Origin of the sequence: Nocardia sp. NPDC056000, assembly GCF_042269265.1 — a bacterium.
Classification (GTDB): Bacteria; Actinomycetota; Actinomycetes; order Mycobacteriales; family Mycobacteriaceae; genus Nocardia.
Genome location: NZ_JBHJXS010000002.1, coordinates 350,679 through 374,968, shown reverse-complemented (window position 1 = coordinate 374,968; position 24,290 = coordinate 350,679). Strand labels below are relative to the sequence as shown.

At 67.0% G+C, this 24,290-nt stretch carries 23 protein-coding genes; 11 read left to right on the top strand and 12 right to left on the bottom strand.

Annotated elements, in window-relative coordinates; translation table 11 throughout:
- Positions 1 to 172 precede the first annotated feature (172 nt).
- The 4 genes from ACFC4D_RS06805 (at position 173) to ACFC4D_RS06790 (ending at position 4,145) form a co-directional block, all read left to right on the top strand.
- Positions 173 to 967: a hypothetical protein gene (locus ACFC4D_RS06805; RefSeq protein ID WP_376062044.1), complete on the top strand. Its 795-nt coding sequence runs from the start codon at positions 173 to 175 to the stop codon at positions 965 to 967.
- Between the two features lie 115 nt (positions 968 to 1,082).
- Positions 1,083 to 2,435 carry a wax ester/triacylglycerol synthase family O-acyltransferase gene (locus ACFC4D_RS06800; RefSeq protein ID WP_375962838.1) on the top strand — a complete coding sequence of 451 codons (1,353 nt, stop codon included), beginning with the start codon at positions 1,083 to 1,085 and terminating at the stop codon, positions 2,433 to 2,435.
- 16 nt (positions 2,436 to 2,451) lie between these two features.
- A complete protein-coding gene (locus ACFC4D_RS06795) occupies positions 2,452 to 3,234 on the top strand; it encodes an RluA family pseudouridine synthase (protein ID WP_376062043.1) in 783 nt (260 codons plus the stop codon).
- 131 nt (positions 3,235 to 3,365) lie between these two features.
- Complete coding sequence (locus ACFC4D_RS06790) at positions 3,366 to 4,145, top strand: metallophosphoesterase (protein ID WP_376062042.1); 780 nt, start codon at positions 3,366 to 3,368, stop codon at positions 4,143 to 4,145.
- On the opposite strand, the gene ACFC4D_RS06785 is transcribed toward ACFC4D_RS06790, so the two are convergent.
- Complete coding sequence (locus ACFC4D_RS06785) at positions 4,126 to 5,193, bottom strand: AraC family transcriptional regulator (protein ID WP_376062041.1); 1,068 nt, start codon at positions 5,191 to 5,193, stop codon at positions 4,126 to 4,128. The genes ACFC4D_RS06790 and ACFC4D_RS06785 overlap by 20 nt on opposite strands.
- A gap of 93 nt (positions 5,194 to 5,286) precedes the next feature.
- On the opposite strand from ACFC4D_RS06785, the gene ACFC4D_RS06780 reads away from it, so the two are divergent.
- From ACFC4D_RS06780 to ACFC4D_RS06765, 4 genes are all read left to right on the top strand, one after another.
- Complete coding sequence (locus ACFC4D_RS06780; protein WP_376062040.1) at positions 5,287 to 6,741, top strand: flavin-containing monooxygenase; 1,455 nt, start codon at positions 5,287 to 5,289, stop codon at positions 6,739 to 6,741.
- 125 nt (positions 6,742 to 6,866) lie between these two features.
- Positions 6,867 to 8,942, top strand: a complete 2,076-nt coding sequence (locus ACFC4D_RS06775) for an ABC transporter ATP-binding protein (RefSeq protein ID WP_376062256.1) — start codon at positions 6,867 to 6,869, stop codon at positions 8,940 to 8,942.
- A complete protein-coding gene (locus tag ACFC4D_RS06770) occupies positions 8,939 to 9,703 on the top strand; it encodes an energy-coupling factor transporter transmembrane component T family protein (RefSeq protein ID WP_375962828.1) in 765 nt (254 codons plus the stop codon). The genes ACFC4D_RS06775 and ACFC4D_RS06770 overlap by 4 nt, the downstream gene beginning before the upstream one ends.
- Positions 9,704 to 9,871: 168 nt before the next feature.
- Complete coding sequence (locus tag ACFC4D_RS06765) at positions 9,872 to 10,507, top strand: ammonium transporter (RefSeq protein ID WP_364641305.1); 636 nt, start codon at positions 9,872 to 9,874, stop codon at positions 10,505 to 10,507.
- 106 nt (positions 10,508 to 10,613) lie between these two features.
- Here ACFC4D_RS06765 and ACFC4D_RS06760 read toward each other — a convergent pair whose 3' ends face one another.
- Positions 10,614 to 11,783, bottom strand: coding sequence for a lipase family protein (locus ACFC4D_RS06760; RefSeq protein WP_376062039.1), 1,170 nt, complete (start codon positions 11,781 to 11,783; stop codon positions 10,614 to 10,616).
- A 477-nt stretch (positions 11,784 to 12,260) separates the two neighbouring features.
- On the opposite strand from ACFC4D_RS06760, the gene ACFC4D_RS06755 reads away from it, so the two are divergent.
- Positions 12,261 to 12,908: a YitT family protein gene (locus ACFC4D_RS06755; protein WP_376062038.1), complete on the top strand. Its 648-nt coding sequence runs from the start codon at positions 12,261 to 12,263 to the stop codon at positions 12,906 to 12,908.
- A gap of 6 nt (positions 12,909 to 12,914) precedes the next feature.
- Here the strand turns inward: ACFC4D_RS06755 and ligD are convergent, their stop codons facing one another.
- The 4 genes from ligD to ACFC4D_RS06735 all read right to left on the bottom strand — a co-directional run bounded on the left by ligD (position 12,915) and on the right by ACFC4D_RS06735 (position 17,293).
- Positions 12,915 to 14,867: a non-homologous end-joining DNA ligase gene (gene ligD, locus ACFC4D_RS06750; RefSeq protein WP_376062037.1), complete on the bottom strand. Its 1,953-nt coding sequence runs from the start codon at positions 14,865 to 14,867 to the stop codon at positions 12,915 to 12,917.
- A gap of 177 nt (positions 14,868 to 15,044) precedes the next feature.
- Positions 15,045 to 15,374 carry an antitoxin gene (locus ACFC4D_RS06745; protein WP_364641316.1) on the bottom strand — a complete coding sequence of 110 codons (330 nt, stop codon included), beginning with the start codon at positions 15,372 to 15,374 and terminating at the stop codon, positions 15,045 to 15,047.
- A gap of 30 nt (positions 15,375 to 15,404) precedes the next feature.
- A complete protein-coding gene (locus ACFC4D_RS06740) occupies positions 15,405 to 16,526 on the bottom strand; it encodes an MBL fold metallo-hydrolase (RefSeq protein ID WP_376062036.1) in 1,122 nt (373 codons plus the stop codon).
- A 41-nt stretch (positions 16,527 to 16,567) separates the two neighbouring features.
- A complete protein-coding gene (locus ACFC4D_RS06735; RefSeq protein WP_375962816.1) occupies positions 16,568 to 17,293 on the bottom strand; it encodes an enoyl-CoA hydratase in 726 nt (241 codons plus the stop codon).
- 34 nt (positions 17,294 to 17,327) lie between these two features.
- Here ACFC4D_RS06735 and ACFC4D_RS06730 point away from each other — a divergent pair, with 34 nt between their 5' ends.
- Positions 17,328 to 18,527: an FAD-dependent oxidoreductase gene (locus ACFC4D_RS06730; RefSeq protein ID WP_376062255.1), complete on the top strand. Its 1,200-nt coding sequence runs from the start codon at positions 17,328 to 17,330 to the stop codon at positions 18,525 to 18,527.
- Between the two features lie 24 nt (positions 18,528 to 18,551).
- Here the strand turns inward: ACFC4D_RS06730 and ACFC4D_RS06725 are convergent, their stop codons facing one another.
- The gene (locus tag ACFC4D_RS06725) at positions 18,552 to 19,574 is read right to left on the bottom strand and encodes an NAD-dependent epimerase/dehydratase family protein (protein WP_376062035.1); all 1,023 of its coding nucleotides are present in this window, start codon (positions 19,572 to 19,574) and stop codon (positions 18,552 to 18,554) included.
- Positions 19,575 to 19,661: 87 nt separating this feature from the next.
- Here ACFC4D_RS06725 and ACFC4D_RS06720 point away from each other — a divergent pair, with 87 nt between their 5' ends.
- Entirely contained in the window at positions 19,662 to 20,303 is a 642-nt protein-coding gene (locus ACFC4D_RS06720; RefSeq protein ID WP_375962811.1) for a TetR/AcrR family transcriptional regulator, read from the top strand.
- Between the two features lie 3 nt (positions 20,304 to 20,306).
- On the opposite strand, the gene ACFC4D_RS06715 is transcribed toward ACFC4D_RS06720, so the two are convergent.
- From ACFC4D_RS06715 to ACFC4D_RS06695, 5 genes are all read right to left on the bottom strand, one after another.
- Positions 20,307 to 21,164 carry an aldo/keto reductase gene (locus tag ACFC4D_RS06715; protein WP_375962808.1) on the bottom strand — a complete coding sequence of 286 codons (858 nt, stop codon included), beginning with the start codon at positions 21,162 to 21,164 and terminating at the stop codon, positions 20,307 to 20,309.
- 104 nt (positions 21,165 to 21,268) lie between these two features.
- A complete protein-coding gene (locus ACFC4D_RS06710) occupies positions 21,269 to 21,577 on the bottom strand; it encodes a hypothetical protein (RefSeq protein WP_375962805.1) in 309 nt (102 codons plus the stop codon).
- Between the two features lie 139 nt (positions 21,578 to 21,716).
- The gene (locus tag ACFC4D_RS06705) at positions 21,717 to 23,264 is read right to left on the bottom strand and encodes a carboxyl transferase domain-containing protein (protein WP_376062034.1); all 1,548 of its coding nucleotides are present in this window, start codon (positions 23,262 to 23,264) and stop codon (positions 21,717 to 21,719) included.
- A gap of 62 nt (positions 23,265 to 23,326) precedes the next feature.
- Positions 23,327 to 23,929, bottom strand: coding sequence for an ATP/GTP-binding protein (locus ACFC4D_RS06700; RefSeq protein ID WP_297623101.1), 603 nt, complete (start codon positions 23,927 to 23,929; stop codon positions 23,327 to 23,329).
- Complete coding sequence (locus tag ACFC4D_RS06695) at positions 23,910 to 24,284, bottom strand: DUF742 domain-containing protein (RefSeq protein WP_364641343.1); 375 nt, start codon at positions 24,282 to 24,284, stop codon at positions 23,910 to 23,912. The genes ACFC4D_RS06700 and ACFC4D_RS06695 overlap by 20 nt, the downstream gene beginning before the upstream one ends.
- Positions 24,285 to 24,290 lie beyond the last annotated feature (6 nt).

Here is a 24,290-nt window from a genome sequence, read left to right as displayed (position 1 = left end):
AGCTACCCCCGCTGACCTGCCCCTGCGGCACGACCCCCGTCTCTGCGGCGAGTCCGGAGCGTCGCCGCCGCGCCCGCTCCCGGCCACCGAAGGTCACGGGCCGCCACCCGATCGTGATCCTTCGGCGACCTGAATCCATAATCGTTGGCGGGCAACGGAATACAATCGATACGTGCAGCACCACAGCACCGTGGACGCCGCCCGGAGACATCTGAGCGCGGTGGACCCCGCAGCCCTGCGTCATGCGCGAGACCGCTTGGCCGAGACCGGAATAGCCCGGCTCGGTTTCCTGCTGCCGCATCGCGTCAAACGCGCCCTGGCCGCCGAGGCGCTCGCCATCGTCGACCATCACCTGGACTGGGAAGCCCCGGCCGCCGAATCGGAGGCGACGCGGACCGCGGAGCCGCCCGCACGGCACACCGTCGATATCGGCTCCCGCGAAGTGGTCGCGCGCGGGCAGTGCATTCCACAGCTCTACGACTGTGAACCCTTGCGGCACAAGCTCGCCGAGGTGGCCTCCCAGCATGTGCTGTCCTGTCCGGCCCCGCGGCGGTTCGCGGTGCGGCGACGACATCACGATGACGTCGTCGGCCAATGGCATTGGGATGACTACGCTTTCGCGCTCGTCCTGGTGGTGGAATGCCCGCCGCTGGAGGACGGCGGTTTCGTGCAGACCGTCGCGCACACCCGGCGGGACTGGGACCACTCCGATATCCATCGCACGCTGACCCGCAATCCGATTCACTCCTGGGAGCTGACCGCGGGCGATCTGTATCTGATGCGCACCGATACCACCCTGCATCGCGTGCATCCGTTCGCACACGGGCGGCGCACCATTGTCGGCATGCACTTCGCCTCGGTCGAGGAAGCCGAGCGGGAAGAGTGGAATGACGCCGAGCAAACCGATCGCAACCAAACCGATAGTTTGCGTTCCGAAGTTCGGGCTATGACGAAACAAGCACAGTGATAACGTGATTCCCCGTCAAGGCAGCGGGGGGCAGCGTCGCCGACCGTAATTCTCCCCGGCAGTCTGTGCGAGCCCTCCCCGGCTCGATGCTGCCCCCACCGGTTAGGCGAAACCGATGGACCTCCTGAACCCTCTCGACGCGATCTTCCTCGCCGTCGAATCCCGCGAACACCCCATGCACGTGGGCGGCTTGCAGCTGTTCGAACCACCCGCCGACGCGGGTCCCGAATTCCTGCACGACGTCTACGACTCGATGGCCGGCTCCACCGAGGTGCGCACCCGCTTCCGGCGGCATCCCAGCCGCAGATTCGGCGGCTTCTCCAGCCTGACCTGGTCGCATGCCGACAAGGTCGATCTCGGCTACCACCTGCGGCGTTCCGCCCTGCCCACCCCCGGCGGCATGGACGCGCTCATCGACCTCACCGAACGACTGCACGGCACCCTGCTGGACCGGCACCGGCCGCTCTGGGAGGCCCGGGTCATCGAGGGACTCGACGACGGGCGGTTCGCCGTCTACGTGAAAATGCATCACGCCCTCATCGACGGCGTCTCGGCCATGCGGCTGCTCCAGCACACCCTCACCGACGATCCGTTCGACGCGCGCGTGCGGGTGCCGTGGGGCACCGCACCGGTCGTGCAGGACGCACCCGAACCACCGAGCCCGTGGTCACAGCTGCGAAAAGCGTTGCCGCGCATGATCAGAAGTACGGCCTATATCGCCTCGCCGCTGCGCGGGGCCATCGACGGGCGGCTCACCATGCCGATGACCGCGCCCAAGACCATGTTCAATGTGACCATCGGCGGGGCGCGGCGCATCGCGGTGCGCTCCTGGCCGCTGGAGCGCATCAACGCCATTCGGCTCGCCACCGGCGCGACGGTCAACGACGTGGTGCTCGCCATGAGCGCGGCGGCGCTGCGGGCCTATCTGATCGAACACGACGGACTGCCCGCCGAACCGCTGATCGCCATGGTGCCGGTGAATATCCGCAGCGCCGCCGAGGCCGATGCCGAAGGCAATATGGTCGCGGCCTGCCTGGCGAATCTGGCCACGCACCTGGATGATCCGCTGGCGCGACTAACCGCCATCAGCACGTCCATGCGCGAGGCCAAACAGGTTTTCACCCAGCTGCCGCGCATGGAGGCGATGGCGCTGTCGGCACTGCTGATGACACCGCTCGGGGTTTCGCTGATGCCGGGATTCGAGGCGCTGCCGCGGATGCCGTTCAATCTCGTCATCTCCAATGTGCCCGGGCCGCGTAAACCGGTCTATATGCAGGGCGCGCGATTGGACAGCAACTATCCGCTGTCGATTCCCTTCGAATCGCAGGCCATGAACATCACGCTCACCACCAATGGCGACAATCTCGATTTCGGGTTCGTCGGCTGCCGCCGCACCGTGCCCGATCTGGACCGGATGCCCGCCCATATGGAGGCCGGACTGGCCGAGTTGGAACGGGCCATCGGCTGATCTCTACGCTGATTCCGTGGATACGCGTTGGCCGGAACTGCGGAAACAGTGCCTGATCACCGAGGACGAGCAGATCCTCGCGCTCAATAAGCCCGCCGGGATATCGGTGACCGGCGAGCGCCACGACACCGATATCGTGGAGCTCGCCGCGGCCGCCGGGGAGACGCTGTACCCGGTGCATCGCATCGACAAGGTCACCTCGGGCATGGTGCTGCTCGCCAAAGAGCTGCCCGCCCACGGGGAATTGACGCGGCAATTCAACAAGCGGACCGCCGCCAAGGCGTACCTCGCGGTGGTCGAATCGGGTGGGCTGCCCGAGCGCGGGGTCATCGAGCTGCCCCTGAGCGTGGGGCGCAAGAACCGGATCCGCATTGCCGCGCCGCGCGAGAGCATTCGACGGGACGGCGATCGCTGGCTCGTCGACGAACGAGATGTGCTGGCGGGCAAGAACTATCCGTCGATCACCGAATTCGCGCGGGTGGCCGCCGACGAATCGCGCACCGTGCTGGCGCTGCGGCCGATCACCGGCCGCCGCCATCAGATTCGGGTGCACCTGGCCTGGATCGGCCACGCGATCATCGGCGATCCGCTGTTCGACAAATCCGGGGCGTTCGATCGCACCTATCTGCATTCCTGGCGGCTGGGATTGGACGCGTCCTGGCGCACTCCCCCGCAGCTCGATCTGGAGGCCGAGCCGGGTGCGGACTTCTGGGGCATCGGCGGTATCACGAACGATCCGGAAGCGTTGTTGAATGACGCGCGAAAAGCCATGAGCCCGGCCACCACAAGCGGTGATTGATGTGAGATCGCTATATTCGGTGGCGAGTCTCACCGAGACCGCATAGTGGCAGCTCATCTAGCCTGAGTTGGTGGCGCGGCGTTGCGCCGCTGCGGGCGCGGTGATGCGGCCCTTCACAGAAAGTGATGCCGATGGTTCTGCTGGCACAGCTGAGTGACACCCACTTCAATATGGGCGCCCGGAACAATGAACGCGCCGAACGGGTGATGGCCTTTCTGGCCGAACTGCCGCAGCGACCCGACGTCATCATCGTCACCGGCGATATCGCGGATGAGGGCGATATCGAGGAATACCGGCAGGCCCGCGCCGCCCTGACCGCCGATGTCCCGGTGATTCTGCTCCCCGGCAATCACGATGACCGCGGCAATATGCGCACCGTGCTGTTCGACGAGCCCGCGAGCTACGCGCCGATCAATCAGGCGCACAGCGTCGACGGGCTCACCCTGGCCCTGCTCGACTCCAGCATTCCCGGGAAACCCGAAGGGCTGCTGGAGGACGCCACCCTCACCTTTCTGACCGATCTGCTGGCCGCGACGCCCGCCGACGAACACGTGCTGATCGCCATGCATCATCCGCCGACGGCGGTGCAGAGCACGGTCTGCGATCCCATTCGGCTCACCGATCCGGAACGGCTCGCCGACATCGTGGCCGGGGACGACCGCATCCTGGGCATTCTCACCGGACACGTACACGCGGGATTGGTGACCACGTTCGCGGGCAAACCGCTGATCGTCGCGCCGAGCGTGTCCTCCACCATCGGCCTCGAATGGGAAAGGGCCGCACCGGGTCACGTGCCGATCGATTTCGCGCCGGATCCGTCGCTGCTGTTCCACTCCATTCGCGACGGCAAGCTGCTCACCATGTTCCGGCCCATCGCCATGGGCGGCTGGCTCAGCGAACCGCAGGACTGAGCGCACCCCGGCGATACGCGGAAGGCGTTGTGCCCGTCCATCTCTTGAAGGCGTGGATGAAGGTGGACGCCTCCGCGTAACCGAGCCGGATCGCCACATCACTCACCGAAAGCGGCGTGGCGGTGAGCATTTCCTCGGCCAGCGCCCGGCGGACTTCGTCCAGCAGCTGCCGGTAGCTGGTGCCCGCGGTATCCAGATGCCGCCGCAGCGTCCGGGTGCTCATATTCAGATCCCTTGCCACCGAATCGATTCCGGGCGGCGCGGCGAATCCGTCCGCACCGCCGCGCGGCACCAGCAATTCCCGCACATCCGCCGCGATACCGGTGCGCGCCCGCCGCCGCGACACCAATTCCCGGCACTGCGCCAGGCACATGGCCAGGGTGTGCTCATTGGCCTGCGGCAGCGGCTGCTCCAGCACCGCCGGATCCATCGTGAACAGATTGTGCGGACGATCGAAACTCGGTAGCAGACCGTAGATTTCGAGATACGGCGCGGTATCGTCCGGCGCGGGGAAATCGAATTCCGCGCGCACCAGATCCACCCGGTGCCCCAGCAGATCGCACAGCATCTGGTGCATGGCGGTCACGTCGCGCTCCACCAGGAATCGGCGCACATCCGCGGGCACCCGCTCATCATGTATTCGCGCCACGAACTCCCCGGGCTGCCAGCGCGCCACCGGAATGCAGAAGGTGAAACTGAGCTCCAGGTACCGCAGCGCGAAGGCGATGGCCTCGCCGAGCGTAGGACTGCTGACGCAGGCGAAGCCGAAAATCCCGAAGGTGGTGATCCGATACCGGCGGCCCAGTTCCAATCCCAGACTCGGCCGATCCCCGAGCTCACGCACCAGATTCCGGATCACCGCCAGTTCGGTGTGCGCGTCGATCTGCGCGTCCGGATCGGCCAGCACCTTCTCGGTGAGCCCGCTGCCCTGCAGCATGCGCCCCGCCGCCACCCCGTGCTCGGCCGCGAACCCGACCATCAGCGCCACGCTCGCCACCCCGCGCGGAAAGTCCCAGTCCTTGATCCCCGCCTCCGGCACCGTACTCATAACCGAATTATGGCCGAAACTCTCGATCCGGTCTGCTACGCGGCGCGAAGCGGGCTTCTACAGTGAGAACAGTCTTCGACGTTAGGAGGGCCGATGCCTTCGGTGATCGTCATCGGTGCCGGATTCGGCGGGATCGGGATGGCTGTGGAATTGCAGCGGAATGGGTTTCGGGAGGTGACCATTCTGGAGCGAGCCGCCGACCTCGGGGGCGTCTGGCGGGAGAACACCTATCCCGGGGCCGCCTGCGATGTGCCCTCACCGCTGTACTCCTTCTCCCGCGAGCCGAAACCCAAATGGCGGCAGCGATATTCGGGACGCGACGATATCCTCGCGTACGCGCGCGGGGTCGCGGAACGGCACGGACTGCTGGAATCGATCGTCTTCGGGGCCGATGTCACCGCGGCCGAATTCGACGAGACCTCCGGACAGTGGACGGTCACGACGGCCGACGGGGTCGCGCGCACCGCGGATGTGCTGGTCTCGGCGGTCGGGCAGCTGTCCCGGCCCGCCATGCCGGATATCCCCGGGATCGACAGCTTCGAGGGCGCTTCCTTCCATTCCGCGCTGTGGGATCACGAGGTGAAGCTGGCGGGAAAACGCGTGGCCTGCATAGGAACCGGAGCCAGCGCCATCCAGTACATTCCCGAGATCCAGCCGGATGTGGCCGAACTGACGCTCTTCCAGCGCACCGCCGCCTGGGTGCTGCCCAAATTCGACACCGATTACAAGCCGGTGCATCAGCGCGTGCTGTTGCACGTGCCGGGATTGCCTGCGGCGGAACGCTTTTCCTGGTGGGCCATCGCCGAATTCGTGGCATTGGGGCTGGTGGAATTCCCGGGCATCGTGCGCGGGGTCTCCCGAATGGCACAGAATCACCTGGAAGAGCAGGTCACCGATCCCGAACTGCTGGCCAAGCTGACCCCCGACTACCCCATCGGCTGTAAACGCGGCCTGTTCTCCAACGACTACTATCCGGCGCTCACCCAGCCCAATGTGCACGTGGAGACCACGGCCATCAGCGATATCGTCCCCGACGGGGTCCGTACCGCCGACGGAGTGGTGCGCGAGGCCGATGTCATCATCTACGGCACCGGCTTCAAGGGCACGGAATTCCTGTGGCCCATGCGGATTCGCGGGCGCGGTGGCCGTGATCTCTCCGATGTCTGGGCCGACGGCGCGCACGCCTTCCTCGGCATCACGGTCCCGGAATTCCCCAATCTGTTCCTGGTCTACGGGCCCAACACCAACCTCGGCGTCGGCTCCATCATCTACATGCTCGAATCCCAGGCGCGCTATATCCGCCAGGCGGTCCAGCTGCTGGCCGAGAACCCGGGCCACACCCTCGAGGTCAAAGCCGACAACGAATACGCGTACAACAGCGCCCTGCAACACCGCCTGGCCCGCACCCCCTGGAACTTCTGTACCAGCTGGTACCGCACCGCGTCGGGCCGCATCACCAACAACTGGCCCGGCACCACCCGCAGCTACCGCCGCCGCACCGCCACACTGCACCGCTACGACTACGCACTCACCCCGCTGCCGAGGTAGTCACACACGTGCGGATGTGCGCATGTATGGCGAAAGTGTGTGGATGTGGCGCAGGTCGGGGCGGGTAGTCGGCGGAGCACGGCAGACTGGAGGGCGTGACCGATTCGTCCCAGACTCGATTAGCCGTGCCGGACCGGCCCCGCGGGTCCGCACTTCCGCACGGGCCGCTGCGGCCCATCGAGCTCGCCACCGGGGCGGTGCTGGGCGGCGCGACGGTGGGACTGGTGACCGTGGGGTCGCTGGTGCCGTTCGCGGCGGCACTGCAATTGGTGGCGGCGGTGCCGCTCGGATTGCTGGCGCATCGGCAGCGGTTGCGGGCCATTGTGGCGGCGACCGTGGCCGGAACGCTGGTGACCTTCGTGGCGGCGGGGCTGGTGCCCGCCACCAACCTGGTCGGGGTCGCGGTGGTGGGCGGCATCATCGGGGTCGTCAAGCGGCGGGGCGGCGGACTGCCCGCGGTGCTCGGACTCTCGCTGCTGGCCGGGCTGGTGTTCGCCGGGTTCTCCGTCGGCATGCTGCAGTTGTTCTCGCGAACCCGCAATCTGCTGTTCGACAGCATCCGCAATACCGCGAAGGGCATTCAGGATCTCGCGGCACGGCAGGCGGTGCTGGAACCGCTCGGCCGCAATATCGCCGGGTACACCGATTCGGTGCTGCACTGGTGGTGGGCCTGGATCGGCGGCGGCATCGTCGCGGCCATGCTCGTCAGCGGGATCGTATCGTGGTTCGTGCTCGGCACCGTACTGGATCGACTGGCCTGGTTGCCCGGACGCGATGATCTGCTGGACGCGCCCGCCGACGATCGGCCGGTCGCACCGCTGCCGGTTACGTTGCGGCAGGTCGCGTTTCGCTATCCGGACGCGACCACCGATGCGCTGTGCGGCATCGATATGACGATTCAGGTCGGGGAATTCGTGGCGGTGGTGGGGCATAACGGCTCCGGAAAGTCCACGCTCACCAGGATTCTCGCGGGCCGCCCGCCCACCGGCGGCGACGTCACCCGGCCGGGCTCGGCCGGGCTCGGCGTGAACGGCGGCACCGCAATGGTTTTGCAGCGCCCCGAAAGCCAGACCCTGGGCGTCCTGGTCGCCGACGATGTGGTGTGGGGACTGCCCACCGAGATCGCCGCCGCGGTCGACGTCGACGCCCTGCTCGGCGAGGTCGGACTGGCCGGCATGGGCAGACGGGAAACCGCGACACTCTCGGGCGGACAACAGCAACGGCTCGCGGTCGCGGCCGCCCTGGCCCGCAAACCCACCCTGCTGCTGGCCGATGAGGCCACCTCCATGATCGATCCGGAAGGACGGCGCGACCTCGTCGCACTGCTCGCGGATCTGCCCCGGCGGCATCGAATGGCGGTCGTGCTGGTCACCCATCACGAAGCCGATGCCGCGGCCGCCGACCGCGTGGTGCACCTGCAGGGCGGGCGCACGGTCGCCCACCTGCCCGCCTGGCCGCACCCGGTTCGCGATCAACGGCGCAGGCCGATGGGCGATACCGTGCTCGAGCTGAAAGACGTCCGGCACACCTACAATCGCGGAACCCCCTGGGAGGCACCGGCTCTGCACGGTATCGACCTGTCGGTGCGGCGCGGTGAGGCCCTGCTGGTCGTCGGCGGCAACGGCTCCGGCAAGTCCACGCTGGCCTGGATCATGGCCGGACTGACCATCCCCAGCGGCGGCAGCTGCGAACTGCGCGAGTACACCGGGGCCAAGCCCTCGCACAAACGAATCGGCGCGGTGCAGTTGGCCTTTCAGCATTCCCGGCTGCAATTGCAGCGCCAGACCGTCGGCGCGGAGATAGAGGACTGGGGTGGCCGCGGCACCGCCGCCGTCGCCCGCGCCCTCGACGCGGTCGGACTGGACCGGGCACTGGCCTCGCGTTCCATCGAATCGCTCAGCGGCGGACAGGCCAAGCGCGTGGTGCTGGCCGCCATCGTGGCCAGCCGGCCGCAGGTGGTGGTGCTGGACGAACCGCTGGCCGGACTCGATCCGGCGGGCCGCGCCAGCGTGGTGGAATTGCTTGCGCGGCTGCGTGATTCGGGGCTCACCCTGGTCATCATCTCGCACGACGTCTCCGAGACCGCCCCGGTCTGCGACCGGATCGTGCATTTGAGCGATGGCAGGCTCGTCGAAAACGCCTCGCCGCCAAGCTATTCCGCCGCCCGGGCGGCCCACGGTTCGATCGGAGGACTGCGATGAGCAGTGTCATCCTGCGCGAAGTTCCGGTCGACAGCCCGGTGCATCGGCTCTGGGCGGGCACCAAGATCATCTGGGTGTTCGCGTTCAGCGCGCTGCTCATCTTCACCCCGTCCTGGGCGCTGCTCGGACTGGGTACAGCCATGCTGATCGGGGCCGGACTCATTGCCCGGCTACCGCTGGGCACACTCCCCCGCTTCCCCTGGTGGTTCTGGGTCGGCATTCTGATCGGCGCGGCCATCAACGCCCCGGTCGGCATGGGCGCGCTGCTGCGATACACCCAGATCGTGCTGTTCGGCTTCCTGCTGCTGGGCGCGTCGTTCCTGGTCGCGTGGACCACGCCGATGGGCGAGGTCGCGCCCGCGCTCGCCAGACTCGGTGCGCCGCTGCGGCGTATCGGCTGGACCAGGCACGGCGTACGGCATCGCGTGCCGGTGGACGAATGGGCGGTGGTGATCGCACTGACCCTGCGCGGACTCCCGTTGCTGCTGGAGGAGATGCGGGTGCTGCGGGCGGCGCGCAAACTGCGGCCCCGGGATTCACTGCTGCACCAGGCCGCGCAGAACCCGTGGATAGATATCCTCACCGCCGGAATGGCCGTCGCCAGCCGCCGGGCGGGTGAACTCGGCGAGGCCATCACCACCCGCGGCGGCACCGGCGAATTGACAGCGCGCCCCGGCGCTCCGGGTCGATCCGATGCCATCGCTCTGTCCGTTTTGGCAGTTTTTTGCGCTATGGGTATTGTGACCGAACTGCTGTTTTGAGCGACTCTCGAGTCAAAAATGATTCGACGTGTCGGTGGGGCGAGCTACCGTGATCGGTAGCAAGTGGGCAGCGCAAACGCACGGGGGCTCAACACGTTTCCGATTGGAAGGGAATCGATCGTGTTGGGCGTGTGTTGCCCCGAAAACCTGATGAAGATTGGACAAGCAATGAAGCTGCGCAAAATCACGGCGGTTGCCGCACCCATCGCCGTGGCGGTCGCCATCGCGAGCTCCGGGGTGGCACATGCCGACCAGACGACTCCCGAGATCGGCTACTCCTCGAACCTGGTCGGGAACGACGTGATCACCACCCTGACCAACGGTGCGTTCGAATTGACCGGCAAGTCGGTCGATATCAAGGACAACGCGGGTAACACCGTGGTCAGCCTGCCGCTCACCTTCCGCCAGGACGGCGTCGAGTACACCATGCCCGCCGCAGTCTCCGACGGTGCGCGCACCCTGGACATCACCGCGGTCAAGGACGTCTCCTCGGCCCGCCCGGTCGTGGTGCAGCCGGTCGCCTCCACCACCGAGAACGCGCTGGCCATGCAGACCTTCGCCAGCCAGTTCGGCATCGCCACCGCCATCGGCGCCTTCATCGGCACCGCGCTCGGCGCGCTGGTCGGCCTGACCGGCATCGTCGCAGGTCCCGGCGTCGTAGCCAGTGTGATCGCGGGCGCGACCATCGGCGGCATCATCGGCACCCTGGTGGTCGGTGGCCCGGCGCTGGTCGTCGCGGGCATGGACCTGATCGGCACGCTGACCGCGGCCCCGGGCACCTCGAAGTTCAACGACGCCAAGTAGTTCGACGCGGATCCCGTTGGGGCGCGCACCATTTCGGTGCGCGCCCCAGCCGTCTCCGGGGGACCTCAGCGGTCTACCGCGGGCCTCGACCGTCGCCGAGGCCCGTTCAGCAGCCGGTGGGCGCGGGAAGGCCCGCGAACCGGTCACCGAGGTAGTTCATGGCGCCGAGGGATTCCACCGCGGCCGCCGGATTGTGGCCGGGAATGCCGGAGTGCACGGCCGTAATGTTCGCTCCCAGAGCGCAATAGCGATCCACCAGGGCGCTGAAACCCTCCACGGGAATCACGTCGTCGGCGGTGCTGTGGTACAGGTACAGCGGCACATCCGGTGCGACCGCACCCAGCTCCTGCCGCTCGGTGGCGGCTTGAAATTGCGGGTGCCACAGTAGATTCGGCGTATCGGAGTATTCGTCGAGATGCCGATTCAGGTGCCGCAGCACCATATCCGCACCGCAGGCCGTGGACTCGCGCGCGAGCATGTCCCGGCCGTTGTCATTGAGATCCTCGGCAATGCCCGATCCGGGATCGATGCGGGCGAAGGCCGCGATCATCAAGACCGCCAGTCCGGCCTGGACACCGCCGTCGACCCTGCGGGAGATGGCGGCGATATTCGCGGGCACGCCGCCCGCCGCCACACCCGAAAACCACAGTTCCGGTGCGTAATCCGCGCGCTGCTGCATGGCCCACAGGGTTGCGAAGGCACCGCCCGAATAGCCCCACGCGCCGATCGGGCTGTCCGCGGTGACCCCGGCGGGCGGGAATGATCTGGCCGCGCGCACGCCGTCCAGCACGCCCCGGCCGGAATTCACCCCGTCGAAGAAGCGCGATTCGGGGCCCTCGTAATCGGAGACCACCACGGCCCAGCCGCGCAAGAGCATGGCCGTCAGGAACGGAATATCAAGCGCGGTATTGATAATCGAGATATCGCGGCCGCCGCGCAGGGCGAACGAGGGCGCGCAGCGGGTGCCGAGACTGTCCTCCGCCACCTGGTACGACAGCAGCGGCCGACCACCGGGGCCGAACCAGGGCAGCAGCGGCGTCATCACGGTGGCCACATCGGCCACCGCCGCCCCCGTCGAATCCGTACTCCGATACTGCAATTGCCAGCCCGCCACCGGCAGGTTCAGTCCCAGCACCGAGATCGGGCGCGAATTCAGCACCGTCCCATCGGCATTGGACTCCAGTCCGGCGGGCGCGGCGTAGAAGGGATCGTCGTCCGGCGCGGGCACGCCCTCCGCCCCCGCGGCGGCGGTCGCCGACCACGCCGCAAGAAGCACTGCGAGACAGATTATTACGATGCGCCCCGGTCCGGTGCGCCATGAATGTCCGTGCTCGACCGGCACCAATCCCCCGCGCTCGGTCGCGTCATCTCGCCGCATGCCCGCCTCCAGCGTCGAATCACCGACGCTCCAGGCCCGAGGGCTTCGCCCATCGCGCTGACCTGCAACTCCGGCGCATCGGATTCCTCAAGTTACTGCCGCGCATACCTCCGGGTCAACGGCGAGCGCGCGTCGTTGCCAGGACGTTGCGCTGGAAGGCGCTGCGGCGCAAATGAATAGAACTGGCCGGTCGCTATTCGCGCGCACCCGTGTCCCGAATTCCACAGGCGCACGCGCACAGCATCTCCCCCGCTATCCACAGTCATCCACAGCCGACGCTCATGAATAGCGATGGCAGGGTGGACTCCGGAAGAAGATGCCAGTATCGGATGACTGGATCTGTTTTCGCGGGCCAGTGGGCTGGACCATTGGAGCATGTTGCTGCGCAGGCTGGTCGCCCTCTATGTCGGGTTGTGGTTGTACGGGTGGTCCATGGCGGTCATGCTGCGCGCGGCGCTCGGACTCGATCCGTGGGATGTGTTCCACCAGGGCGTGGCCGGGAATGTGCCGGTCAGCTTCGGAACCGTCGTCGCCATCACCGGCGCGGTGGTATTGCTGGCGTGGGTACCGCTGCGGCAGAAGCCGGGGCTGGGGACGGTCAGCAATGTGGTGGTGATCAGCATCGCGGTGGATGTGGGGCTGAATGTGATGCCCGATATCGACGGGCTGCCGCTGCGCATCGCGGCCATGGTGGCGGCGGTGCTGCTCAACGCGGTCGCGAGCGTGCTGTACATCGGTGCGGGCATGGGTCCGGGACCGCGCGATGGCCTGATGACTGGACTGGTTCGCCGGACCGGGCGGCCGGTATGGATGGTGCGCACCTCGCTCGAGGTCACCGTTTTGGCGATCGGCTGGATGCTCGGCGGCAGCGTCGGGATCGGAACCCTGGTGTACGCCTTCGGAATCGGGCCGCTCATCCACCTGCTCATCCCCTACGTCGATCGCTTCCTGCCGGGCTTCCACGAGGTGCACGCGACCGCCGAACCGCGACCGGAAAGCGAGATCACCCCGGCCGTCGCCTGAACGTGCCTACCGAGACGAGCCCGGAGTGCGGGTGCTGACCCAGGATCGGCCGCGCCGCCCCGGCAGGTAGACCGAATCACGGCGCTTGGCAAGCACACCCGCCGCACCCCGCTCCTCGCCGGTGCGCAGCGCCTCGGCACCGGAACCCGTCAGCAGCGGCGGGACGATCAGGGACGGCATGCGTGCGGCGAGCGCCTCCAGTACGCGGCGGCGATCTTCGTACCGCTTGCGCAGCAGCGAGGTGCCGTCGAGATACAGCACGTCGAAGGCCACCAGCACCGCACTGCCCGGATCGGCGCGCAACAGCGCGGGATCGGCGCGGCCCCGATCGTCGAGTACGACCGCCGCGCCGTCCAGAACCGCACGGTGACCGGATAATTCGCCGCCCAGGGCCGCCAATCCGGGAAAGCGGCGGACCCCGCGGCCATTGGCATCGTGCAGCGCGACCGCGTCATCCTCGATCTCCGCGATCAGGCGGACGCCGTCCCACAGTGTTTCGAAGGCCCACTGCTCGGTATCGAGAGACGCGACATCGCCGGGGGTGGCCAGCATGGGAGTCAGGCCGTGCGGCAGCGGAACCGGCTTCCTGGTTCGCGAATCAGGTTGTGCGCCATGACCTTCCGGCTCGCCGGTCTGATCCTTCATCAGGTGCATGAGCCATTGTTTGCCGTCGGTCCGGATCAGCGCGTACCGCCCGTCCAGCCGCTCGCCGTGCAGCCGGACGATCACCTCGTCGTCCCGCCACTTCTCGGTCTCATACGTGCCGTGATCCCAGATCTCCATATCCCCGGCCCCGTACTCCCCCTTGGGAATCGAGCCGTGGAAGTCCAGATACTCCAGCGGATGATCCTCGGTGTGCACGGCCAGCCGATTCTCATGGGTGTCGACCGGCGGCCCCTTGGGCACCGCCCAGGACACCAGCACGCCATCGCGCTCGAGTCGCACATCCCAGTGCAGTCGCCGCGCCTGATGTCGTTGCACCACATAGCGATTCCCGTCCGAGGGCGCGGGCGCGGTGGCGGGCACCGGTTCCGGCGTGCGTTCGGCGGTGCGCTTGGATCGATAGACGTGCAGCTTGTCGGGCTGTTCCGGCACCGGCTCGTCCAGCCCGGCCAGCAGATCTCCGTCGCGCTCCCAGCGGCGCAGGACATCACCGAATCGCAAGTGCCGCAGCTTCTTACGCTGTTCGATCTCCGACCAGTCGCGCGGTGCGGCCACCCACGGCTCAGCGCGGCCGCGCAACGAATACGGCGCGATGGTGGTCTTGGCCATATTGTTCTGGCTCCAGTCCAGCAGCACCTTGCCCGCGCGCTCGGATTTGGCCATATTCGCGGTCACCAATTCCGGTCGCAGCTGTTGCAGATTCGACGCCACCTGTTTGGCGACCGCCGACGCACCGTCCGCGGCGACCCGCCGATCCAACGGCACGTAGACGTGAATTCCCTTGGAGCCGCTGGTGACCGGGTACGCGTCCAGTCCGACCTCGCGCACCACATCCCGCAGGATCAGCGCCACCTCCGCGCATTCCGACAGCCCCGCCCCCGGCCCGGGATCCAGATCGAATACCAGCCGGGTGATCGGACCGCGCGTCTCCCCGTCGAAAACCCATTGCGGCACATGCACTTCCAGCGCGGCCTGCTGTCCGAGCCAGGCCATTCCGGCCACCGAATCGATGAGCGGATAGGTCACCGGGCGGTCCGAATGCGGAACGGTGCGGCGCGCCAGCCACTTCGGCGCGTGCTCGGCAAGATTCTTCTCGAAGAACGAGCCCTGCTCGACCCCGTTGGGCCAGCGTTTGCGAGTCACCGGCCGCAGTGCGATATGCGGCAGCAGTGCCGGGGCGATGGCGGTGAAGTAGTCGATCACCTCGCCCTTGGTGGTGCCGGTGGCCGGATACAGCACCTTGTCGAGGTTGGTGAGCCCAACCTCGATACCCCCGAAATCCCGACGGGACCCCATAGTGGGCAGTCTAAGGCCGGGTGCGGGATATTCCGGCCAGCCCACGGCTTCCCGGGTCCGAAGCCGACGGTCGGCTCACCCCGTCATCGCGGCATGGCTTACGGCCGGGAATCCACACCTCGCGGGCAGTGGATTCCGGCCAAAAGCCCGCCGGAATGACGGGGGCGGCGTCGAAAATCAGGCCGGTGGCTGATCTCCCGGAGCCGGTTCCGGCGCGGGGGCCGGTTCCGGAGCGGGTTCGGGTGCGGGCTCCGGTGCGGGCGCGGCCGCGGCCTCGGCCGGTGCGGGCTCGGCGGCGGGCGCGGGCGCCTCCGCCGGAGCATCGGCCGGAATCGCGTTCTTGACCGCGGCCGTACCCTTGTCGATCTGCGACGAGTACTTGCCGCCGGTCTTGTCATTGATCACATTGCCGGCCTTGTCGACCGCGCTTTCGATCTTCTCGGCGTTCTGGGCCGCCACTTCCTTGCCCTTGCCGACCAGTCCCTTGAGCGTGTCAATCAGACTCACAGTCCCTGCTCCTTCACTCTCGGTCTTCGGTCATTCGCGCACATCTTCCCACCACGTATCCCCTGATGGGAGGCCAATCGGGTCGATCCGCTGTCCCGGCTTGGGCACGGCGACCGTCGTACCGGCGTCTTTCGCGGCGGCGACCATCCGGCGAACCGGCTCCGACCAGCCGTGGAAGGCCAGATTGAAGGTTGCCCAGTGGATGGGAACCAAAACCCCGTATCCGGGATCGCCGACACACAGATCGGCGTGTGCGCGCACCGCCTCCTCTGGATTCATGTGCACGTCCGGCCAGTGCCGGTCGTACGCGCCGATGGGAAGGAGAGTCAGATCGAACGGGCCCAGCCGCGCGCCCGCTTCCGCGAACGCCTTGGTGTAACCGGTATCGCCGCCGAAATACACCCGGCGGGTCGGACCGGCGATGGACCAGGACGCCCACAGCGTGGTGTTGCGCACCAGACCGCGACCGGAGAAATGCCTGGCCTCGGAGCAGGTGATGACCAGATCGGTGCCGTCCGGATGCGCGCGCTCCAGCTCGGACAGGGAAACCGAAGCGGCCCAATCCAATTCGACGATGCGATCGGCCGGGACATCCCAGTGCCGCAGATGCGCGCCGATACCGATCGGCACGATGAACACCGCGTCCTGGGTCTGCACCAGCGTTTCGACGGTATCGCGGTCCAGATGGTCGTAGTGGTCATGCGAGATGAGCACCGCGTCCACCGGCGGCAACGCCTCCAGCGGCGTCGGCACCGGATGCAGCCGCGCCGGACCGACCAGCGCGGACGGCGAAACCCGTTCGCTCCACACCGGATCGGTGAGCACCCGGTAGCCGTCCACCTCGACCAGACAGCTGGCATGCCCGTACCAGGTGACCGCGAGATCGGCGGCCTGATCCGGCACCACCGGCGTCTCCAGCGGGATCTTGCCCGGCGGCCTGCCCGTATTGCGTTGTGTCAGTAGCTGATACAGCAGCTCCAGCCCCGAACCGGTGAGCTGCGAACTCGGTTCGGTGTTGTGGAATTGCTTGTTCCGATAGGTCGTCGCCCCGGTCGCGGTCGGCGCGATCGCATTGATCGACGCACCCATGGCATTGGGGATACCCCATGCCGCCCGCACCACCCAGGAGATTCCGAAAGCACCCGCTGCCATACCAGCCAGTCTCCGCGCATTCGCGCCCAAACGCTTGTCGTTCATCGGCCCTCGAATCTCGCGGAACGCTTCTCCAACCGAGCCACCCGTGCCTCCTGCGCATCGGCGCTGGCCCAGGCCGCGGCCAGGGCGGCGCTCTGTTCGGCGGTGTCATCACCGCGGCTGCCGTCATCGTTGAAAACCAGCTTCATATGACGCAGCGAGAGCGGAGCCAGCTCGGCGATCTGCTTGGCCCACATCTGCGCGTCCTCGAGCGTGCCGATCTTATTGGCGAAACCGAAGTTGTACGCGTCCTGCGCCTGCACCCGTTCCGCGCCCAGCAGAATGGTGCGCGCCGGACCCGGCCCGATCAGCGTGGATAGTCGCCGCACCGTCCAACGATCCACGGAGATACCGAGTTTCGCGGCCGGAATGGCGATGAACGAATCCGGGCTCATCACCCGCAGATCCGAGGCGATGGCCAATTGCACGCCCGCACCCAGCGCGCCCCCGTTGATCGCGGAGATCACCGGCACCGGTGCGGTCTCGATGGCGCGCAACATGCCGAGCAGCGCACCCAGGAAACTGTCCGAATAGACGCCGTCCAGATCCGCGCCCGCGCTGAACAGCGGACCCTGACCGGTCAGCACGATCACCCGAGCCGACCCCGCGGCCTCCTCGATCGCATCGCGCAGCAACCGCACGAGCTCTTCGTTGAGTGCGTTCCGCCGTTGCGGACGCTGCAGTTCGATGGTGACGACATCGCCATCACGGCTGACTCCGAGCATTTGTCCTTCCCCACTGTGCTACGTACCCATGGACATGTTCACTGTAAGCGGGCGTACCGTCGGGTCCGTGACAGCAACACCCGATGTCGAGATCCTGGTGATCGGTGCGGGCCAGGCCGGATTGTCGGTCGGGTACCACCTGCGCAGACTCGGATTACGCCCCGAACAGGACTTTCTGATTGTCGACCACGCGCCCGCGGCGGGCGGCGCGTGGCAGTTCCGCTGGCCTTCTTTGACATTGAGCACAGTCAACCGCGTGCACGATCTACCCGGAATGTCCTTCGAGGAGACGCTGCCGGACGGGTCCGAGAACGCGCAGGCCGCCACCGCGGTACCGCACTACTTCGAGTTGTACGAGAAGCGGTTCGACCTGCGGGTGCACCGGCCGGTGTCGGTGAGCGTGGTGTGCGATCGGGCGACGACCGCCACCTGCCCGGATGCCGAGGTGGACGGATTGCTGCACTCCGAGGTGCGGCCGGTAAGCCTCGATCACACGGACCCTTCGGTCGTTAAACCGGTCGTGGACAGCGATATTCGCAGCCGAGGGCTCATCAACGCCACGGGGACGTGGGATAAACCGTTCATCCCCTTCTATCGCGGCGCGGACACCTTCGCCGGACGGCAGCTGCACGCGCACGACTACAACACCGCCGGCGAATTCGCGGGCAAGCATGTGGTCGTGGTCGGCGGCGGAATCACGGCAATCCAACTGCTGGACGAGATTTCGCGAGTCGCCGACACCACCTGGGTCACCCGGCGCGAACCGGTGTTCCGGGACAGCAAGTTCGGACCGGAGGCCGGACGCGCCGCCGTCGCCATGGTGGAGGATCGCGTACGACGCGGACTGCCGCCGGGCTCGGTGGTATCGGTGACCGGACTGCCCGAGGACGACCGGGTGCGCGCCGCTCGCGCCCGCGGCGTGCTCGATCGCAAACCCATGTTCGATCACATCGAACCCGGCGGAATCCGTTGGGCCGACGGCACTTTCCAGGCCGCCGACGTGATTCTGTGGGCCACCGGATTCCGCAGTTCCCTCGATCATCTCGCACCGCTGCGGCTGCGCGGGCCGGGTGGCGGGATCACCATGACCGGGCAGCTCGCCACACAGGTGGCGGCTGATCCGCGCATCCATTTGCTGGGGTACGGGCCGTCGGCGAGCACCATCGGGGCCAACCGCGCGGGGCGGGCTGCGGCGGTGGAGCTCACCAAATACCTTGGGCTGCATACTGTGTGACCATCTCACGGTGTGAGGGTTCGGTCAGGCGAGGGCTTGGGAGGCGGGGCGGGGGGCCTTGCCGCGCGGGGTGCCGGGGTCGGCGACGACGCCGAAGCGGATCAGGCTGGCGGCGGTGTCGAGCAGGGTCTGCTGGACCGGGCGCATGGTCCAGCCGAGTTCGTCCCGGGCCTTGGCGGCGCTGACGTGTTCGGTGCGGCCCAGGTAGCGGGCGGCGGTCGCGGCGGCGGGATTGAAGCGGGCGCTCAGGCGGACGAGCCAATCGGGCAGCACCCGGGTCGGGACGCGGTATTCGGTGGCGATCGCACGCGCCATCTCCGGTAGCGCTACCTGTTCGCCCGCGCAGATGTAGCGATTGCCCACGGCCCGCGGCAGTTCCATGGCGAGCCGGTGCGCGACGGCCACATCGCGGACATCGACCGTGGAGAAGCCGAGATCGGGCAGGCCAGGCATTTCCCGGGCCAGCAGGATGCGCACGGCATCGACCGAGGTTCCGGCCGCGGCGCGCTGCACCGGGCCCAGGATCATGCCCGGATTGATCACGGCCAGTTCGAGTTCCGGATGCGCCGCCGCGAAATCCCAAGCGGCGCGCTCGGCCAGGGTTTTGCTCTTCTCATAGGCGTTGCAGGCGTTGACATCCGACCAGTCGTCCTCGGTGAGGACTCGATCGCCATGCCCGCGCATGACGGCCGCCACCGATGAGGTGAGCACCACCCGTTGCACACCCGCGGCCGCCGCGGCCCGCAGCACGCGCAGCGCGCCGTCCACCGCGGGGCGCACGAGTTCGTCCTCGTGTTCGGGTTCGGCGGGCGGGAAGGGCGAGGCGGTGTGCAGCACGAAACGGCAGCCCGCCACGGCCTCCGCCCACCCCGCGTCGGAGTCCAGATCGGCCTGCACGAAGTCGACTCCGGTCAGGTGGGTGAGTTCGGCGGCCTTGGCGAGTGAGCGCACCGTGCCGCGCACGCGATAGCCCTGACCTTGCAATTCATCGATGACATGCCCGGCGAGATAGCCCGAGGCGCCGGTGACGAGAACGAGATCCGACATGGGACGGCTCCAATCTGAGCAGTGTTTAGAATCTAAACAATGTATAGATTCAAGGGCACGCCGAAGTCAACCCCTTACGCTCATCCCATGCCGACCAAGGACCGCTACCACCACGGAGACCTCCGCGAAGAGCTGCTGCGCGCCTCGCTGCACCTCATCGAGACCGAGGGTTTGGCAGCGGTGAGCCTGCGCCGGGTCGCACGCGAAGCGGGCGTCAGCCCCGGCGCGCCGTACCACCACTTCAGCGACCGAGCCGCGCTACTGGCGGCGATTTCCACGCGCGGCTTCGAACAGCTCGGCGCGCAATTGATTTCAGCTCGCGAACAAGCCGACGGACCGCGCGACGCGATCATCCGCATGACCGTGGCGTACGTGGAATTCGCGCGGGCGTCCCCCGGGTACTTCCGGCTGATGTTCCGGCCCGAACTGCATCAGCCCGAGAAACATCCCGAGACCGAGGCCGCGGGCGATGCCGCCTACGCCGTCCTCGAGGGCATCATCGACGACGCCACCCGCACCGGCGGCCTGCCGCCCGAGGATGCCGAGACCTTGGCGCTGTCGCTGTGGAGCCTCGCGCACGGCCTGGCATCGCTCACGGTGGACGGCAAACTCGAATTGCGTTCCGCCCAAATGGGAACCACCGCATCGGCGCTCGCCGATCGGGTCACCCGCATGTTCGCCGACCTCCTCGACAGCCGGTGGCCGCAGGCCGGAACGCCGAGGCCCTGAACCTCAGGCGGGCGCGTCCACCTGGAACTCGTCCGGATTCGGGCCGATGCGAGTGCCGTTGTCCAGGGCGCTGATTCGCGTCACCTGATCCTGGGTCAGCTCGAAATCGAAGACCTCGAAGTTCTCCGCGATGCGAGAGGCGGTGACCGACTTCGGGATTGCGACATTGCCGAGCTGCATATGCCAGCGCAGGATGACCTGGGCGGGCGTGCGGCCCACCTCCTGCGCGACGGCGGCGATGGTCGCGTCCTCCAGCTCCGCGCCCCGGCCGAGCGGGCTCCACGCCTCGGTGATGATGCCGTGCTCGGCGTGGAACGCGCGCAACTCGGTCTGCGCGAGATACGGGTGCAATTCGATCTGGTTCACGGTGGGGGTCTCACCGGTCTCCTCGATGACCCGCTCCAGATGTTCGCGGGTGAAATTCGAGACGCCGATGGAGGTGACCCGGCCCTGCGCCTTGAGCGCCTGCAGCGCCCGGAAGGTGTCCACGTACAAACCGGACTCGGCAATCGGCCAGTGAATCAAATAGAGGTCCAGAACATCCAGTTCCAGACGCTTCATGCTCTCGTCGAAGGCGCGCAGGGTCGAGTCATAGCCCTGATTGCGATTCCACAGCTTGGTGGTGATGAAGAGTTCATCGCGCGGCAGCCCCGAATCGGCGAGCGCGCGGCCCACCTCCGATTCGTTGCCGTAGATGGCCGCGGTATCGATACTCCGGTAGCCGACCTGCAGCGCGGTCGCCACGGTGTCGACGGTGTCACCCGATTCGACCTTGAACACACCGAAGCCGAGCTTGGGCATGACATGGCCGTCATTGAGGACGATCGAGGGGACTGCGCTGGTCTCGCTCCGGTAAGTCACCATTCCGACCGTAGAAGTGGTTCACCTGGGCGTCAACCACGCGCCCGCGCGTGTCAGTGCCGAAAAGCGATATGTGAGCGGGCTAACTTCCAGCAGATATTCGATCAGTGCCAGATGACGCAGGACGGATCGTCGGTGGTGCTGAGCTGGCAGCGCGTGAACGAACCGGAATTGATGAGCAATTGCTCGATCAGGTACGACAGTGAATTGCCGCCGATCGAGGAGCCCGCACCGGAGGAACCGGCCGTGAGCAGATTGACCAGCAGGCCGGGGCTCGAACCGGTATTCGCCGAAAGCGTGCCGAGCGAACCGGGATTCGCCGAACCGGTATCGGCCGAGGCGGACGCGGCGCCGGTGGTCAACGCCGCGGCCGCGACCGCTCCGATCATGACGAGACGAGCAGTTCGGTACATGCAGAACCTCCGTGTTACCCACTCACGGAAGCAATTCCATTACACCGCAAGCACTTCCAACTGTCATCTCGAGACAATAGTAAAATTCGAGCATTTCAGTGAGCCCCCGAAACCGGTGTCCCGAAGATCATCGGCAGCGCTACTCGGGCAGCCCCAGCCTCCGATAGCGGAGATGCCGGACCGCGCGGAGTTCAGCCAGTGGCTTGGCGGTCAGGTCCGCGATCTCCGCCGCGATGGCCGACACCATGCGCAGCGCGAAATCCACCGCTTCGTCCGCGGCATCGGGATATTCCGGGACGATGCGGTCGACGATCCCGTTGGACCGCAATTCCGTCGCCCGAATGCCCTGTCGCGCGGCCATTGTCGGAGCGTGCAGGGTATCGCGGTAGACGATCGCACTCGCACCCTCCGGCGGCAGCGGGGCCAGCCAGCCATTGGCGGCGGCCAGCACGCGGTCGGCGGGCAGCAGCGCCAGCGCGCCGCCGCCACTCCCCTGCCCCAGCAGCACCGAGACCGTCGGGGTGTCGAGGGTGACGAGATCGGCCAGACAGCGGGCTATTTCGGGAGCCAGGCCGCGCTCCTCGGCCTCGCGGGAGAGCGATGCGCCGATGGTGTCGATCACCAGCACCAGCGGCACCTGCAATTCGGCGGCCAGATGCATGGCGCGACGCGCCTCGCGCAACGCCGCCGGACCCATGGTCTGGTCGGGTGACTGGCCCGCGCGATCGTGGCCGAAGACGATGCAGGGCTGACCGCGGAAGCGCGCCAGCGCGTGCACAACCGTCCGGTCGGATTCACCTTGTCCGGTGCCGGACAACGGAACTCGGTCGGTCGCATGCCGAAGCAGTTCGCGAATGCCCGGACGATCGGCACGCCGGGAGATCAGCACCGACTGCCACGCGGGCACATCATTCCCGACCTGCAGCGCCGGACCACGCAGTTCGTGCCCGGCCTGCAGAATGCCCACGCCATTGTCGAAATCGCGGGTGTCACCGTCCATTTCGGTGAGCGGCTGCGGACCGTCGCACAGCACATTCAGGGCCCGATGCGCGATCCGGCGAAACACCGAGATCGGCACCACGCCGTCGATGACGCCGCTGTGGTACAGATTTTCTGCGGTCTGCACCCCCTCGGGGAAGCTGCGGCCGTAAAGTGCCTTGTAGACGCGCGGTCCGAGAAAACCGATCAGCGCGCCAGGTTCGGCGAATGTCATGTGCCCCAACGATCCCCACGAGGCGAAGACGCCACCCATGGTCGGATTGCGGAGATACACCAGATATGGATACCCGGCGGACCTGTGCACGGCGACAGCTCCGGCGATCTTCACCATCTGCACGAAAGCCACTGTGCCCTCCTGCATTCGGGTACCACCCGAAGTCGGCGAGGCCAGCAGCGGCAGACCCAGCTCGGTAGCGCGCTCCACCGCCGACACGATGCGCTCGGCCGCGGCAACCCCGACAGACCCTGCGAGAAAGGCGAATTCGCATGCGATCACGGCCACCGGCCGTCCGCGCAACATTCCGGCACCGGTCAGCACCGACTCATCGATGCCAGCCTTCATCGCCGCTACGTCCAACTCCGCCCGATACGCGGAAGAAGCCTGGACAGGGATCGGCGGTAGATCCCAGCTCTCGAAGGAACCGGGATCCAGCAACTCGCCGAGCAACTCTCGCGCCGAGGTCTTCACGCGCGCGAGCTTAACCGGACTCCGACATCGCTGCGGGCAACGCCGGAGGCCGCGTCGTCCTGCTAGTAGCCCTGCACGACCTTGCGCAGCGCGTACTCGGTGACAGCGACCAGCGCCTGCTTCACCGGTTCCCGGCGACGGGCATCCATCGACAGGATGGGCACATCGGCGGGCACCGCGAGCGCCTGACGAATGTCCTCCACCGGATACCTTGGCGCATCATCGAATTCATTGATCGCCACCAGGAAGGGTAGGTTCCGTGCCTCGAAATAATCGACGGCGGCGAAACTGTCCTCCAGGCGACGGGTATCGACCAGCACCACCGCGCCGATGGCGCCCTTGATGAGGTCGTCCCACATGAACCAGAAGCGGTACTGGCCGGGCGTGCCGAACAGGTAGAGCACCAGATCATCGGCCAGGCTGATACGGCCGAAATCCATGGCCACCGTGGTGGTGGCCTTCGACGGAACACCCGTGAGGGAGTCCACGCCCACACTGGCATTGGTCACCAGAGCTTCGGTGCGCAGCGGAACGATCTCCGAGACGGCACCTACCAGGGTCGTCTTACCCACACCGAACCCACCGGCGACCACGATCTTGGCCGACGTGGGCTTGCTGGTGCGCGTATCGACCTGTGTCGTCGAATCAAATACGCCGGAGTCCACTGAGAACCCTTTCGATCAGCTCGCGACGTTCATCGTCGCTGGAATCGTCTTTCAATGTCGCCGAAACCCGTACATGGCCGGCTTCGATCAGATCAGCGACCAGCACCCGGGCCACCCCGATCGGGATACCCAGGCGCGCGGCGACCTCGGCGACAGACGGCGATTCTCTGCACAACTCCACGATTGACGTCTCGATGTTGGTGAGTTCGAACTGCCGCTCGAGGGCGACCGGATGCGATGCGACGAGCGCCTCCAACGCCAATTCCACCTTCGGCCGGGTACGGCCGGCAGTCAGGGAATACGGGCGAACGAGGCTCGGCTCGGCGCTACCGATGCGTTCGTTGTCTATGTCCATCCCGCC